This window comes from Bacillus litorisediminis (assembly GCF_022808645.1).
Classification (GTDB): domain Bacteria; phylum Bacillota; class Bacilli; order Bacillales; family JC228; genus Bacillus_BF; species Bacillus_BF litorisediminis.
In genome coordinates this window covers 1-12,337 of the sequence record NZ_JAKZKT010000023.1, presented here as the reverse complement: position 1 = coordinate 12,337, position 12,337 = coordinate 1, and the positions used below count along the sequence as shown (strand labels likewise).

Sequence of the window (12,337 nt, the reverse complement as noted above, 5' to 3'; positions counted from 1 at the left end):
AAAGAGCAATGAATGGCCAAGCAGCTAATCCATTGCTCTTTTTTCTATAAGCTACTTGCAATGAATCGTCCAACCCCAAAAAAGGCTACACTCAAAATGATCGTTCCTGCTGCATACATCCAAAAAACACTTTTTCTTCCCTTCCACAAGCTGTAAGCATCATGGCTATATGTGGAAAATGTCGTATACGAACCAATTATTCCAGTACTGATCACTACTCCCCAAATCGAACCGGATGAATCCATTAAATGACTGAATACACCTAATAAAAAAGAGCCAGTACTATTAACAAACACTGTTCCCGCAAAGCGGTTTTTCAGATTTTGCATCCATTGAATGATTCTATCTCTAGCAACAGCTCCAACAAACCCGCCTATAAAGATGAGAAGTAATAGACTAAGAGACATGAGGACTGCCCCTGAATTGTTTTTTCACAAGGCGAGCTGCTTTCTCTCCAGCTACTGCAGCTGCTATGCCCAATCCTACAGACAATAAAATATAGAGCCAAGCGATCCAAATATCAATGCTGAAGAGAGCGTACACTTCCCCCGAAAAGGCAGACATAGTTGTAAATCCCCCACAAAATCCAGTTGTCAATAGGGCTTTAATGATTTCGCGGTCAAGCCATACATATGTAAAAAAGGTAATTAAAAAGGACCCAATTATATTGATTAGTAAGGTAGAAAACGGAAATATGGCTGATGGATCTAATATCCAAAACCGTGTTAATGCTCCAATCCCACCGCCAACACCAACAGCAATTATGCGAACCAATAGAATTCACCTCTTTAGGCAGATTGCCCGTATTCATAGGGGACAGGCGCGAGACTAACCTTATTCCATACACTAAAGTAAGATTCGTCTGAAAAGAGAGGAGGTAGAATACATGCATTCCGTTTACAGATATATGCATCCTCAATTTGTTTATCCATCATTCCGCCGAAGCCAGCATGACACTCGTTTTTTTCCATTTTTCCCATTTGTTTTAGGCGGTCTGGCCGGATTAGCGGTTGCCCCTTTTTTCTATCGGCCATATTATCCGCCTTATCCGTATCCGCCAGTATATCCTCCTGCCTACCCTGCCTATGGGCCATACTACGGCGGGGGCGGAGGCTATCCCGTTCAAGAAACAATCAATATCTATTCTTAAAGATTAATGATTATACAGTAGAAAATCTATTTTATAGGGACCATCTCCATTTGAATTTCCAATGGGATGGCCTCTATTTATTATAAAATAAATAACTGTAAACTGCCTTTGCATAAAAGAAGAATCACGGTATAATAAAAATCAGATGTTATCTATTTATTAGGATAGAAAACAATGTTTAAATATAAGAAAGGAGATTAATCGCTTGCAAAGGTCAACAGACTCGAAGCCGTTCACGCTGACACCCCATACGATAGCCAAGGCTATTTTTACCGTGAACCGGCATGCAAAAACAGCTACTAATAATAAATATTTATACAAATTAAAACAAGAAGCCTTAATCAAATTAATAAAAGAAGGGAAAGCTCAGAAAATAGGATTACATTTTTCAAATAATCCAAAATACAGTCAGCAGCAATCGGATGTCCTCGTTGAATGTAATGAATTTACTTTTCATATACCTCCATCCAAAGAAGACTTTCAAACTTTACCTCATTTAGGTGAGTTAAATTCCTCTATAAGAAATCCTAAAGTTCATATGTCACTCAACACGGCTAAAAAGGTTCTCCAATCCTATACAGGCATTAAGGAAAATCTGGATGTACTGTACCAAAAAGCAAGAAAGGGTTACCAAAAGCCTGTTTTTAAAAGACTTGGCGAATCGTATGGCCCCATATCAAGAAAAAAATAAACCGGAAAGGACTACTGTCTTTTCCGGTTGTTTTACCTTTACAGCCATTTGCCCTATTCTTACCTAATCTCTGTTAGAATATCTTCAACATCTAAAATATAGAGCGGTCCAGTATTTGTTTCAATTTCATAGTTCATATATGGAGATTGTGATTTGTTCAGATCAGTCTTATTCAAAATTTTAATTTCTGTCACCTGGTCAACGTGAATCACTAATTTATGATTTAAACATTGAAGAACAATCATTTTTTCCTGTTTAGAATTGAATGTGGAAGATTCATTCAAAATTACTTCTAGATTTAAAACACTCAGTACATCTCCGCGAACCGCCACCAGCCCTTTTATAAAAGGATGTGCTAAAGGAATAGGTGTAACGGGGCTATAATGAATAATTTCTTGAACAGCGTCTATCATAACACCTAATGTTTTATTCCCAACTGTAAATTCTACGATTTCTATAGTTTTAACAGCCTCACTAGTCGGAATCAATTGTGCCATTCTTTTCTTTCCTCCCCATTTATTACCTTTACTATATCACGAAATGGGAGGAGAACATAGAAATCATTCACTATTTTGCGTTACATTAAAATAAAATTCCTCTTCTTTGTTTTTATTTTCTACTTTTGACTCTCTTTTTAATTTTTGCTGTTTCCCCATTTTACCATCAGATTCGTAACTCAATTGAAAATCTCCTTCTTTTCGATTACTCATATATCCCACTCCTTTTTATTATGTAAAAACTATCATTTCCTCATTAAAGAGAATTATCCAATTTTTCAATAAGGAATCGGAAAAAACGGTTCACCCAAAACAATGACAAGGAGTCTTAAATTAAGTAAAATGAAATAACAAAAGATCCATATGGAAGGATGTTCATCTTTGGAAACACTTATCAATGAGAATGTAAAGAATATACAAATTTCTGGGATCCGAAAGTTTTTTAATTTAGTTACTGAATATGAGGATGTTGTTTCTTTAACAATTGGTGTACCTGACTTTCCAACGCCAGATCACGTCAAAAAGGCAGCAATCAGGGCAATTGAGGAGAATATCACAACCTATACCTACAATGCAGGAAGATTAGATGTTAGAAAAGCAGCCTGTCAATTTGTAAAACAAAAATACAAGCTTGATTATAATGAAAACGAAGTAATTGTAACGGTCGGCGCTAGTGAAGCTATTGATATCGCTTTGCGAACAATCTTAAATAAAGGGGACGAGGTTATTTTACCTGGACCTGTATATCCCGGTTATGAACCGCTCGTCCAATTAAGCGGCGGTCAGCCCATATATGCGGACGTAAGACAAAATGGTTTCAAGCTTACTGCGGATATTATTGAAACATACATAACGGATCAAACAAAATGTATTATCTTGCCTTACCCGTCCAATCCGACTGGAGTCAGTTTAGATGAAAATGAATTAAGAGCTATTGCTTCATTATTAAAGGGGAAAAATATATTCGTAATCGCTGACGAGATATATAGCGAGCTAACCTACGGACGAACCCATGTTTCGATCTCACAATTTCTGAAAGATCAAACAATCCTGATTAATGGACTGTCTAAATCCCATGCCATGACTGGCTGGAGGATTGGCCTATTGTTTGGCCCGGAACAGATCGTACAGCATATACTAAAAGTCCATCAATATAATGTAAGCTGTGCCACCTCAATCTCCCAAATGGCAGCTTTAGAGGCATTAACAAACGGCATAGATGATGCACTGCCAATGCGGGAGGAATATCAAAAAAGAAGAGATTATTGCTATCAGGAGTTAAGCCAAATGGGGATTGAGGTTGTGCTGCCAGACGGAGCTTTTTATTTTTTTGTTCCGATTCCAAATGGCGAGCCTTCATTTCAATTTGCTGCCAACCTCCTTCGTGAACAAAAGGTTGCCGTCGTACCTGGGGATGCCTTCTCACCTCTTGGGGAAGGGTATTTTCGAATGTCATACGCCTGTTCGATGGCTCAGCTTAAAAAAGGATTAAATGGCATTAAGGCATATTTGGCGGGAGCACGTGCACGCTAATATTTGTATAAAAAACCGAGTAAAATAACTCGGTTTTTTATGTATGTTTGGCGGACATTGAATCCGCTTCCGCCCCTAAAGTGCAGGTTTTCGTTCTAATAACGGAATGAGGATCCGCGCAAACTTTTTTTACGGATCCTCATTCCGCTATTATTTCAAAATTCTTTGTTTGGACCATGATTCCGGTTCCTGGTTCCGTTATTTGCCTATTTTCCTGTCATATTTGATCGATTTTGTACGAATAGCGGAATCAGAATCCGCTTCCGCCCCTAAAGTGCAGGTTTTTGTACTAATAACGGAATGAGGATCCGCCAAACTTATTTTACGGATCCTCATTCCGCTATTATTTCAAAATTCTTTGTTTGCACCATGATTCCGGTTCCTGGTTCCGTTATTTGTCTTTTTTCCCGTCATATTTGATTGATTTTGTACGAATAGCAGAATCAGAATCCGCTTCCGCCCCTAAAGTGCAGGTTTTCGTTCTAATAACGGAATGAGGATCCGCGCAAACTTTTTTTACGGATCCTCATTCCGCTATTATTTCAAAATTCTTTGTTTGGACCATGATTCCGGTTCCTGGTTCCGTTATTTGCCTATTTTCATGTCATATTTGATCGATTTTGTACGAATAGCGGAATCAGAATCCGCTTCCGCCCCTAAAGTGCAGGTTTTCGTTCTAATAACGGAATGAGGATCCGCCAAACTTTTATTCAAAAATAAAGGATCCAATGTCCGAAAAAAGCTTATCACGTGCAACCTCAAAATTTTACTCTTCCTTATCAAAAAATAAAAGGGACAGCTAATTGCTGCTCCTTTTATTATGATAAATCGCCATTTCTTCGTTCAGCTTCTCTTACCTGTTTAGCTTTTTCTTTGTGCAGTCTATTTGCCTCTGCACTACCCATTTCTTTGCCAAATTCAACATCGCTGACTGCTGAATCAAATCCCTGCTTATTTTTTTGCTCTGGATCATCTTTCTTATTTCGTTTGGCCATTTACGTAATCCCTCCTCAAGTTTTAGTTTGCGGAGAGATTTTGCCCTTATGCATACACCTATCTAATGTATAGCCTTCTACATATCCCAATATTTGTATAAGGCTTGAGTTCCCTTTTCACCGTAGCCCTTTTCTGCTAACGATTGATACATATCTAAGCTTAAGGAAAGCCCTGGCAAGTTCAGTTCCATCCGCCTTGCTTCCTCAAGTGCAATGCCCATGTCCTTAATAAAATGTTTGATATAAAAACCCGGTTCAAAATTATTGGATAAAATTCTCGGTGCGAGGTTTGATAAAGACCAGCTTCCCGCTGCCCCTCCTGAGATACTTTTCAATACTTGCTCTAGGTCTAGCCCAGCTTTTTGACCGTAAACCAATGCCTCACAAACCCCGATCATATTGGTGGCTATTGCAATTTGATTACACATTTTAGTATGCTGTCCGCTTCCTGCTTCCCCTTGATACATGATATTTTTGCCCATAATTTGTAAAACTGGCAAAGCCTCCTCAAAAGTAGCTTTATCTCCGCCTGCCATTATCGAAAGAGTGCCTTCTCTAGCCCCAATATCTCCGCCGGAAACCGGTGCATCTAGTGAGGAATGACCGGAATTTTTCGCAGCCTGATAAATTCGCTCGGCTAGTTCGGGCTTTGATGTGGTCATATCAATAAAAATAGTTCCAGGCTGGGCATGTTTGATTAGACCTTCTTCACCCAAGTATAATTCCTCTACATCTTTAGGGTATCCTACCATCGTAATGATAAGTTGACTTTGACCCGCCACTTCTTTAGGTGAAGAACACCATGAAGCACCTTTTTCAATTAATGTCTCCGCTTTATTTTTTGATCTTGTATAAATAAATAGTTCTCCGTATTCATTTAGCAAACGGTTGGCCATGCTTTGCCCCATAACTCCTAACCCTATAAATCCAATCCTTCTCATCTGATCCCTCTTTTCATATTTTTCTGGTGAATCGAGAAAAATTTTGCGAAAATATGGTAAGACAACTTTATCTTATCATATCAGGTTCTGTTTAGTTATTAGTTTTGGAGGTGTTTTTTTAAGATGGCTTACAGAAAAGAACTTTACGTTTGGAATGGTAAGGAAAATAAGAAAGCTGTGATTAGAACCTATCAGAAAAAAGATTTTGATGGCTTAATCGATGTACAAAGAGAAGCTTTTCCTCCACCCTTTCCATCTGAACTCTGGTGGAATCTTGATCAATTGCACAACCATACTCATTTATTTCCTGACGGTGCCCTATGCGTAGAAATGGATGGAATGATTGTAGGTTCGATGACAGGTCTTCTCACCGATTTTGATCCATCCCATCCTAATCATACTTGGGCAGAAGCAACCGATAATGGATATATTTCAAATCATAATCCAAATGGAAAAACCCTATATGTAGTAGATATCTGCGTTCGCCCTTCCTACCGTAAATTTGGACTTGGAAAATGGCTTATGCATGCTATGTATGAAACGGTGATACAGTTAAATCTTGAACGTTTACTCGGAGGAGGGCGGCTTCCTTATTTTTACCGTTATGCGGATAAGCTAACGATTGAACAATATGTAGAAAAGGTTGTGGCAGGAGAAATTTTTGATCCTGTTATATCCTTCTTACTCCGGTGTGGCAGGATGCCGATTCATATCGTTAAAAACTATTTGGAGGACGAAGAGTCCCATAACTATGGATTATTGATGGAATGGAAGAATCCATTTTATTCTGAGTAATGAATAGAAAAACAAAAGCCGGCTAAACAGCCGGCTTTCAAAAAAGGGGGGAATGAGAAAATATTAAGCAACTTTATCCTTGTGTTTATTATTCTATTCCCCAATTGTTACAAAGGAAACCCTTTTCTGATTACATTTTGATTACAAACTGATAGCTCGCTCAATTTCATGCTTTACTTCTTCATAAGATGACATTTGGAGAACTTTATCAGCTAATTGCTTCATATCTGCTAAAGATAGTTTTTTAATTAATGAACGTGCCTTCAGTATGGAGGTAGCACTCATAGAAAATTCGTCTAATCCTAAACCAAGCAAAATGAGAATCGCCTTTTCATCTCCAGCCATCTCTCCACACATGCCTGCCCATTTTCCATTTGCATGAGCAGCATCAATCACCATTTTAATCAATCTAAGAATAGAAGGATTATACGGCTGATACAGATAGGAAACCCGCTCATTCATACGGTCAGCCGCCATAGTATATTGAATTAAATCATTAGTACCAATACTGAAGAAATCTACTTCTTTCGCAAACTGATCAGCTAATACCGCAGTAGATGGGATTTCTACCATGATTCCTATTTCAATATTGTCAGATACTTCAATACCCTCTTGAATAAGTTTCTTACTTTCATCTTCCAAGATTGACTTCGCCTGGCGGAATTCATCAATTGTTGCAATCATTGGAAACATGATTTTCAAATTGCCGTATGGGCTAGCTTTTAATAAAGCCCTAAGTTGAGTCCTGAATAGATCCTGTTCTTCGAGGCAGAGCCGGATTGCTCTAAAACCAAGGAAAGGGTTCATTTCTTTTGGCAGATTCAAATAAGGCAGCTCTTTATCCCCGCCAATATCAAGGGTTCGTACAACAACCGGCTTGCCTTCCATACCTTCTAAAACCGTTTTGTAGGCTTCGAATTGTTCCTCTTCACTTGGCAGTTCATCCCGTCCCATATATAGAAACTCAGTACGATACAAACCAATTCCTTCCGCCCCATTTGCATGGGCACCCTTTAGGTCAGCTGGCGTTCCAATATTGGCAGCTAGTTCAACATGATGTCCATCTGCTGTAACGGTTTTTTCGTTAACAAGCTTGGCCCATTCTTGCTTCTGCTTTTCATAGGCATCTTGATCGCGTTTATACTTTTCAATAACTTCTGGTGTCGGATCTATGTAGACTTCACCATTTAAGCCATCAACGATTATTATGGTTCCATTCTCAACAGTTTTGGAAACTTCCTTTGTCCCGACGACTGCCGGAATTTCTAACGAACGGGCCATAATTGCAGAGTGTGATGTGCGCCCGCCGATATCGGTGGCAAATCCCTTTACAAAATCTTTATTTAACTGCGCCGTATCTGACGGAGTTAAGTCTTCCGCAATCACAATAACCTCTTCAGCGATTAAACTTGGGGTAGGCAGTTTTACTCCGAGCAAGTGTGCAAGAATCCTTTTCGTAACATCTTTGATGTCACTTGCCCTCTCTCTCATATATTCGTTTTCCATTTGTTCAAACATGGAAACAAACATAGCGGAAACTTCTTGCAGTGCAAATTCAGCATTTACCTTTTCTGCATCTATCTTTTCTTTTACTGGTCCCAAAAATTCAGGGTCATTCGCAACCAAAAGATGTGCTTCAAAAATAGCAGCCTTATCTGCACCTAACTTCTTTTTCGTATTGTCTCTAAGTGCTTCAAGTTCTGTAGTGGATTGGCTAATAGCATTTTGAAAGCGTTCAATTTCATCATGGGTGTTTTCAATTGTTTTCTTGGAGACATCCAGATTTGGTTCAACTAATCTGTATGCTTTCGCAATTGCGATGCCGCTTGATGCTGCAATCCCTTTTAAAATATTTGGCATTATTCGGCAAGGCCCTCTTTTTTGAGAGTATCTTCAAGAGAATTAATCGCCTCTTGTTCGTCACTTCCTTCAGCACTAATGGTAATAGACGCACCTTTACCTACACCTAGTGACATAACACCCATGATTGATTTTAAGTTCACTTTTTTGCCTTTATACTCAAGCTGAATTTCAGAATCAAATTTACTTGCTGCTTGAACTAAAAGGGTTGCTGGTCTTGCATGCAGCCCAGTATCTGCTGTAATAGTAAATGTTTTTTCTACCATCTTTCATCATTCTCCTTTAAAAAGTATCATGCCCTTAAATTATACAACTTTTATACGTTAGTCAACTAATGTCTTATTTTGTTGCTTTTCTGAATATTTTTTATGTAGATTCGTAAATAGTATACGCATCAAAAAATTATTCTATTTCTTGATTCAACCACATCTTTTAATGATGCTCTGTTCAATAACATTCGTTAAAAAACCCGCACATCTATGTATGTGCGGGCTGCAGTCCTCATTTATCTGGCAAAAACATGATTTCCTATTGTCACCGTTACTTCTCTTGAACGGATCCATTGACTCGTAGTTTTGTCAGGATTATAAAAGAAAAGTGATCCGCTTCCTTGTCCTCTAAAGGCTAACGCTTCTTTAACTGCACGATAAGCATCAGCATCAGCCGGAATATTGATTTGCCCGTTTGCTACAGGTGAAAAGGCATAATAACCATTCGACTTTTCATAAATAACACCCTTTATTGTATTCGGAAAATCAGGGTGATCAACACGGTTTAATACAACTGTTGCAACAGCAACTTTTCCCGCATATGGTTCGCCTTTTGCTTCCGCATGAACTAATCTTGCTAATAAATCTAATTCTTCCCTTGTAATTCCGGTTGGAAGAGTTACTCTCTGACCAGGATAAATCAAAGGTGACGTAATATGATTGAGTTTCATAGTTTGTAATAAAGATACACCATATGTATTACTTATTTTCCAAAGTGTATCTCCCTTTTGAACTACATGAATATTACTTTGAGCAGATGCACTGGTGTTAAATCCCAGCACTGCAGCTCCTAAAAGAAGTAGGGTTAATCCAAGCTTTCTCATGATGTTTCTCCTCCACAGAATATTCTTACAATGATAGGCTACCAGTTTCATAGAGTCGATTCATTAACTAAAAGTTGGCTTTGTCAGTAATTTCTTCCTTGGATAAGCCAGATCTATAACGCCAAAGTATAGATGTACCCTGTATGTTCCGGCTTTTTTGTCAATGTTTCAACAAAAAGACAAACTATTAAATTTATATTACAGCACTATGTAAATTGCTAGATTCCGATATTTTGCTTATTCTTCCTACCCTAGCTCCTTGGTTCCTGGGTATAGTAATATATAACCCCTCCACCTCGCAGAGCCACTCCTCTAAAATGTTTAAAATCCTCTCTTTTTACCAATACCTCCCGAAAAGACATGAAATCGTCTTTCTCCACCCTTATTTCATTTCTCTCTCCCGCTTTTAATTCTTCAAGTAAATTATTCACCTGTTTTGGATCCATCTCTCTCATCCTCTCAATAGTTGTTTTTTATTTTAGGAAAATTTCAGAAAAATCCTTTACGTATGATATAAAATCATGCAAAATATGGATAAGACTTCTTACCCACCTTCTATAAGGGGGTCCCCTAATTACTGTATAACTTTATGCCTTAATGTGTAAATAAGATGGTCTATTGATATAGAAGATAAAAGGGAGAGATTTTTATTGAAAAAAGCTGAAGTAGGGAACTTAATAGAATTTCGGAACGGTTTAAGAGGAATTGTAGAGAAAGTAAATGAAAACTCAGTAATTGTCGATTTAACCTATATGGGTAACTATAGAGATTTGGAGTTAGAACAAAAAACCGTGGTTAATCATAAAAATTATAAAGTTCTAAAAGAAAGTCTTTGATAACAATGGAAAAGAGGAGAGATGATGTTCTCTCCTCTTTTTCTAGGCTATCTTACCTTTATCATTATTGTCTGGAACATGAAAATATCCCGAGTTATTTTGACGTGTCTTTTCCGAGCTCTTTAAATGATTTCACTTTTCCATGTGGGTTTTGTGATTGCTTTCTCACATTCCACATTCTCTCTTTTTCATTCTTTTGAAATGTCATATTTTTCTCCCTTCATCAAAATTCCCTGATGCCACCCGATTTTATGGTACAATGGGATTTGTTTCGTTTATATGTTAACAGGAGGTTCACCTCCACTATGTATCGTTTACATAATCGACAAAAACATTCAATAGATAGAACCCTTTTGTATTTGTAGAAAGGATGAGGATTCAATGCAGATAGAAAGAAGGGAACTAATTAAACTATTTATCGGTGTCATCAGTGCTCATCTTCTATTAAATTTTACCTATAAAGATGAGGATGTTTTTTGGTACATGTTTACAGCCAGCTCCCTTGTCCTGATTAGTTATGCGATATTGAATAGCCGGGTTGAAGATAAGCTTTCACCAGCTTTATTTTTAGCATATGGAGTGGCTTCAGGTCTGCTCCTATTTGGAGTATTTTACTTGGGTTATTTTGTATTAGAGGCTTTGGATTCAGCAAGCGTACGTGATGTGGCAAAGCTTTATCGGGATTATGCCCCAAACAATATCTGGCAGTATTTAGCTTTAATCCTATTTGTAGTGCCAGGTGAAGAAATATTTTGGAGAGGCTATGTCTTTTCCAAGCTAAAAAAACAATCCAATCTCATTTATAGTATAATGGCTTCAAGTCTGCTCTATGCATCTGTTCAAATTTATGCAGAAGCATGGATACTAGTAGTGGCTGCCATTGGAGCAGGAATATATTGGAATATCCTATACCATTGGAAAAAAAGTATGCCGCTGCTTATAGTGTCACATCTGACTTTCGATCTCCTGCTTTTTTGGTATCTTCCTGTATAATTTTGACCACTGAAAAATTTAACATATTTTACTAATTTATAGGTCAATACAATCAAAAGTTAAAACGAGCATCCCCATTTGCATCGTTTTGTTCTACAATAGAGAAAGAAAGATATTATCAGCAGGAGGAACTTGCATGAAACCATTCAATCACATTTTTGGGGTATTATTTCTAACATCTGTTATACTCACTGCATGTGGGACAAGCAGTACTGCACCTGAGGAAGAGCCTGCAAATACAACAAATCCATCAGCAAATGAGAATACTGCCCAAAATCCTGAAGAAACTGATGCAGCTGAAGAGCCGGATGCTGATACAAATGAAGAAGAGAATTCTAAAACTCTTACTTATACATTTAATGGCAGTGAGGTCTCTGAAACTGCTTCCTTAATCAGCAGTCCTGAACAGCCTTACTCTTTATCAGTTTTGCCTGGATTTACGCTGGATTCGGAAGAACCAGGAAAAGATGTTTTATACCTGAATGACGATTCTTCTATTTTTATGAGAATAGAGCTGATTGACAAAACCGTCAATATAGAGCAATTAATACAAACTACTACTGATCAGCTGGCTGTTGTTACAGATGTTGTGAATCACGATGAATCAAGTGAAAATGTGGAACTTCCAGATGCGATCAAACTAGAAGCCAGTAACAACGAACAAACGGTAACTTCTTATATTAAAAAGGGAGACTTCCAATGGAAGATTACCATGTTTACAACACCTTCATCTGACTACAGGGACGCTTTTCTGGAAATGGCAAAAACTATTGTTCCAGCAGAATAAAAAATAGGAAGACCTTTCTTGAATAAAAAGGTCTTCCTATCAGACTGTAGACAAACTCGATAATATCGAGTTTGCCTACAGTCTTTTTTGATTTACAATATTTATAATGAGATATCTAGAGGTGATGGATTATGATGACGAGAAACAATAATATTGAAAGAGACCA

At 37.8% G+C, this 12,337-nt stretch carries 18 protein-coding genes; 7 read left to right on the top strand and 11 right to left on the bottom strand.

Annotation, left to right across the window (positions count from 1 at the left end; translation table 11 throughout):
- Positions 1–44 precede the first annotated feature (44 nt).
- Positions 45–407 (bottom strand): fluoride efflux transporter FluC, encoded by a 363-nt coding sequence (locus tag MLE14_RS12825; protein WP_243298780.1) that lies wholly within the window; start codon positions 405–407, stop codon positions 45–47.
- On the bottom strand, positions 397–774 hold the full coding sequence (locus MLE14_RS12820) for a fluoride efflux transporter FluC (protein WP_243298779.1): 378 nt from the start codon (positions 772–774) through the stop codon (positions 397–399). The genes MLE14_RS12825 and MLE14_RS12820 overlap by 11 nt, the downstream gene beginning before the upstream one ends.
- 112 nt (positions 775–886) lie before the next feature.
- On the opposite strand from MLE14_RS12820, the gene MLE14_RS12815 reads away from it, so the two are divergent.
- On the top strand, positions 887–1,150 hold the full coding sequence (locus MLE14_RS12815) for a hypothetical protein (protein WP_243298778.1): 264 nt from the start codon (positions 887–889) through the stop codon (positions 1,148–1,150).
- A gap of 205 nt (positions 1,151–1,355) precedes the next feature.
- Positions 1,356–1,841: a YkyB family protein gene (locus tag MLE14_RS12810; protein ID WP_243298777.1), complete on the top strand. Its 486-nt coding sequence runs from the start codon at positions 1,356–1,358 to the stop codon at positions 1,839–1,841.
- 59 nt (positions 1,842–1,900) lie between these two features.
- Here MLE14_RS12810 and MLE14_RS12805 read toward each other — a convergent pair whose 3' ends face one another.
- Together MLE14_RS12805 and MLE14_RS12800 are read right to left on the bottom strand one after the other, a co-directional pair.
- On the bottom strand, positions 1,901–2,338 hold the full coding sequence (locus tag MLE14_RS12805) for a chemotaxis protein CheW (protein WP_243298776.1): 438 nt from the start codon (positions 2,336–2,338) through the stop codon (positions 1,901–1,903).
- Positions 2,339–2,401: 63 nt separating this feature from the next.
- Positions 2,402–2,551 carry a hypothetical protein gene (locus MLE14_RS12800; RefSeq protein ID WP_243298775.1) on the bottom strand — a complete coding sequence of 50 codons (150 nt, stop codon included), beginning with the start codon at positions 2,549–2,551 and terminating at the stop codon, positions 2,402–2,404.
- 168 nt (positions 2,552–2,719) lie between these two features.
- Between MLE14_RS12800 and MLE14_RS12795 the strand changes: the two genes are divergently transcribed.
- Positions 2,720–3,871 (top strand): aminotransferase A, encoded by a 1,152-nt coding sequence (locus MLE14_RS12795; protein WP_243298774.1) that lies wholly within the window; start codon positions 2,720–2,722, stop codon positions 3,869–3,871.
- A gap of 818 nt (positions 3,872–4,689) precedes the next feature.
- Here MLE14_RS12795 and MLE14_RS12790 read toward each other — a convergent pair.
- Both MLE14_RS12790 and MLE14_RS12785 read right to left on the bottom strand, forming a co-directional pair.
- The gene (locus MLE14_RS12790; protein WP_243298773.1) at positions 4,690–4,866 is read right to left on the bottom strand and encodes a hypothetical protein; all 177 of its coding nucleotides are present in this window, start codon (positions 4,864–4,866) and stop codon (positions 4,690–4,692) included.
- A 77-nt stretch (positions 4,867–4,943) separates the two neighbouring features.
- Positions 4,944–5,807, bottom strand: a complete 864-nt coding sequence (locus MLE14_RS12785; protein ID WP_243298772.1) for an NAD(P)-dependent oxidoreductase — start codon at positions 5,805–5,807, stop codon at positions 4,944–4,946.
- Positions 5,808–5,930: 123 nt separating this feature from the next.
- Here MLE14_RS12785 and MLE14_RS12780 point away from each other — a divergent pair, with 123 nt between their 5' ends.
- Positions 5,931–6,602, top strand: a complete 672-nt coding sequence (locus tag MLE14_RS12780; protein ID WP_243298771.1) for a GNAT family N-acetyltransferase — start codon at positions 5,931–5,933, stop codon at positions 6,600–6,602.
- A gap of 141 nt (positions 6,603–6,743) precedes the next feature.
- Here the strand turns inward: MLE14_RS12780 and ptsP are convergent, their stop codons facing one another.
- The 4 genes from ptsP to MLE14_RS12760 all read right to left on the bottom strand — a co-directional run bounded on the left by ptsP (position 6,744) and on the right by MLE14_RS12760 (position 10,001).
- Positions 6,744–8,462, bottom strand: coding sequence for a phosphoenolpyruvate--protein phosphotransferase (ptsP, locus tag MLE14_RS12775; RefSeq protein WP_243298770.1), 1,719 nt, complete (start codon positions 8,460–8,462; stop codon positions 6,744–6,746).
- Positions 8,462–8,728, bottom strand: a complete 267-nt coding sequence (locus MLE14_RS12770; RefSeq protein ID WP_243298769.1) for a phosphocarrier protein HPr — start codon at positions 8,726–8,728, stop codon at positions 8,462–8,464. Before MLE14_RS12770 ends, ptsP begins: the two co-directional genes overlap by 1 nt.
- A gap of 239 nt (positions 8,729–8,967) precedes the next feature.
- Positions 8,968–9,555, bottom strand: coding sequence for a cell wall hydrolase (locus MLE14_RS12765; RefSeq protein WP_243298768.1), 588 nt, complete (start codon positions 9,553–9,555; stop codon positions 8,968–8,970).
- 251 nt (positions 9,556–9,806) lie between these two features.
- The gene (locus MLE14_RS12760) at positions 9,807–10,001 is read right to left on the bottom strand and encodes a hypothetical protein (RefSeq protein ID WP_243298767.1); all 195 of its coding nucleotides are present in this window, start codon (positions 9,999–10,001) and stop codon (positions 9,807–9,809) included.
- A gap of 204 nt (positions 10,002–10,205) precedes the next feature.
- Here MLE14_RS12760 and MLE14_RS12755 point away from each other — a divergent pair, with 204 nt between their 5' ends.
- Complete coding sequence (locus tag MLE14_RS12755) at positions 10,206–10,391, top strand: YkvS family protein (protein WP_243298766.1); 186 nt, start codon at positions 10,206–10,208, stop codon at positions 10,389–10,391.
- Between the two features lie 94 nt (positions 10,392–10,485).
- Here the strand turns inward: MLE14_RS12755 and MLE14_RS12750 are convergent, their stop codons facing one another.
- Positions 10,486–10,599: a DUF6254 family protein gene (locus MLE14_RS12750; protein WP_243298765.1), complete on the bottom strand. Its 114-nt coding sequence runs from the start codon at positions 10,597–10,599 to the stop codon at positions 10,486–10,488.
- A 173-nt stretch (positions 10,600–10,772) separates the two neighbouring features.
- Here MLE14_RS12750 and MLE14_RS12745 point away from each other — a divergent pair, with 173 nt between their 5' ends.
- Both MLE14_RS12745 and MLE14_RS12740 read left to right on the top strand, forming a co-directional pair.
- Positions 10,773–11,384: a CPBP family intramembrane glutamic endopeptidase gene (locus MLE14_RS12745; protein ID WP_243298764.1), complete on the top strand. Its 612-nt coding sequence runs from the start codon at positions 10,773–10,775 to the stop codon at positions 11,382–11,384.
- Between the two features lie 136 nt (positions 11,385–11,520).
- Complete coding sequence (locus MLE14_RS12740) at positions 11,521–12,171, top strand: hypothetical protein (protein ID WP_243298763.1); 651 nt, start codon at positions 11,521–11,523, stop codon at positions 12,169–12,171.
- Positions 12,172–12,337: the final 166 nt, after the last annotated feature.

Excerpts from the sequence above, each read along its gene's own strand:
- MLE14_RS12825 (WP_243298780.1), bottom strand. The coding sequence starts at position 407 with ATGTCTCTTAGTCTATTACTTCTCATCTTTATAGGCGGGTTTGTTGGA.
- MLE14_RS12815 (WP_243298778.1), top strand. The coding sequence starts at position 887 with ATGCATTCCGTTTACAGATATATGCATCCTCAATTTGTTTATCCATCA.
- MLE14_RS12805 (WP_243298776.1), bottom strand. The coding sequence starts at position 2,338 with ATGGCACAATTGATTCCGACTAGTGAGGCTGTTAAAACTATAGAAATC.
- MLE14_RS12800 (WP_243298775.1), bottom strand. The coding sequence starts at position 2,551 with ATGAGTAATCGAAAAGAAGGAGATTTTCAATTGAGTTACGAATCTGAT.
- MLE14_RS12790 (WP_243298773.1), bottom strand. The coding sequence starts at position 4,866 with ATGGCCAAACGAAATAAGAAAGATGATCCAGAGCAAAAAAATAAGCAG.
- MLE14_RS12785 (WP_243298772.1), bottom strand. The coding sequence starts at position 5,807 with ATGAGAAGGATTGGATTTATAGGGTTAGGAGTTATGGGGCAAAGCATG.
- MLE14_RS12780 (WP_243298771.1), top strand. The coding sequence starts at position 5,931 with ATGGCTTACAGAAAAGAACTTTACGTTTGGAATGGTAAGGAAAATAAG.
- ptsP (WP_243298770.1), bottom strand. The coding sequence starts at position 8,462 with ATGCCAAATATTTTAAAAGGGATTGCAGCATCAAGCGGCATCGCAATT.
- MLE14_RS12770 (WP_243298769.1), bottom strand. The coding sequence starts at position 8,728 with ATGGTAGAAAAAACATTTACTATTACAGCAGATACTGGGCTGCATGCA.
- MLE14_RS12765 (WP_243298768.1), bottom strand. The coding sequence starts at position 9,555 with ATGAGAAAGCTTGGATTAACCCTACTTCTTTTAGGAGCTGCAGTGCTG.
- MLE14_RS12760 (WP_243298767.1), bottom strand. The coding sequence starts at position 10,001 with ATGGATCCAAAACAGGTGAATAATTTACTTGAAGAATTAAAAGCGGGA.
- MLE14_RS12750 (WP_243298765.1), bottom strand. The coding sequence starts at position 10,599 with ATGACATTTCAAAAGAATGAAAAAGAGAGAATGTGGAATGTGAGAAAG.
- MLE14_RS12745 (WP_243298764.1), top strand. The coding sequence starts at position 10,773 with ATGCAGATAGAAAGAAGGGAACTAATTAAACTATTTATCGGTGTCATC.
- MLE14_RS12740 (WP_243298763.1), top strand. The coding sequence starts at position 11,521 with ATGAAACCATTCAATCACATTTTTGGGGTATTATTTCTAACATCTGTT.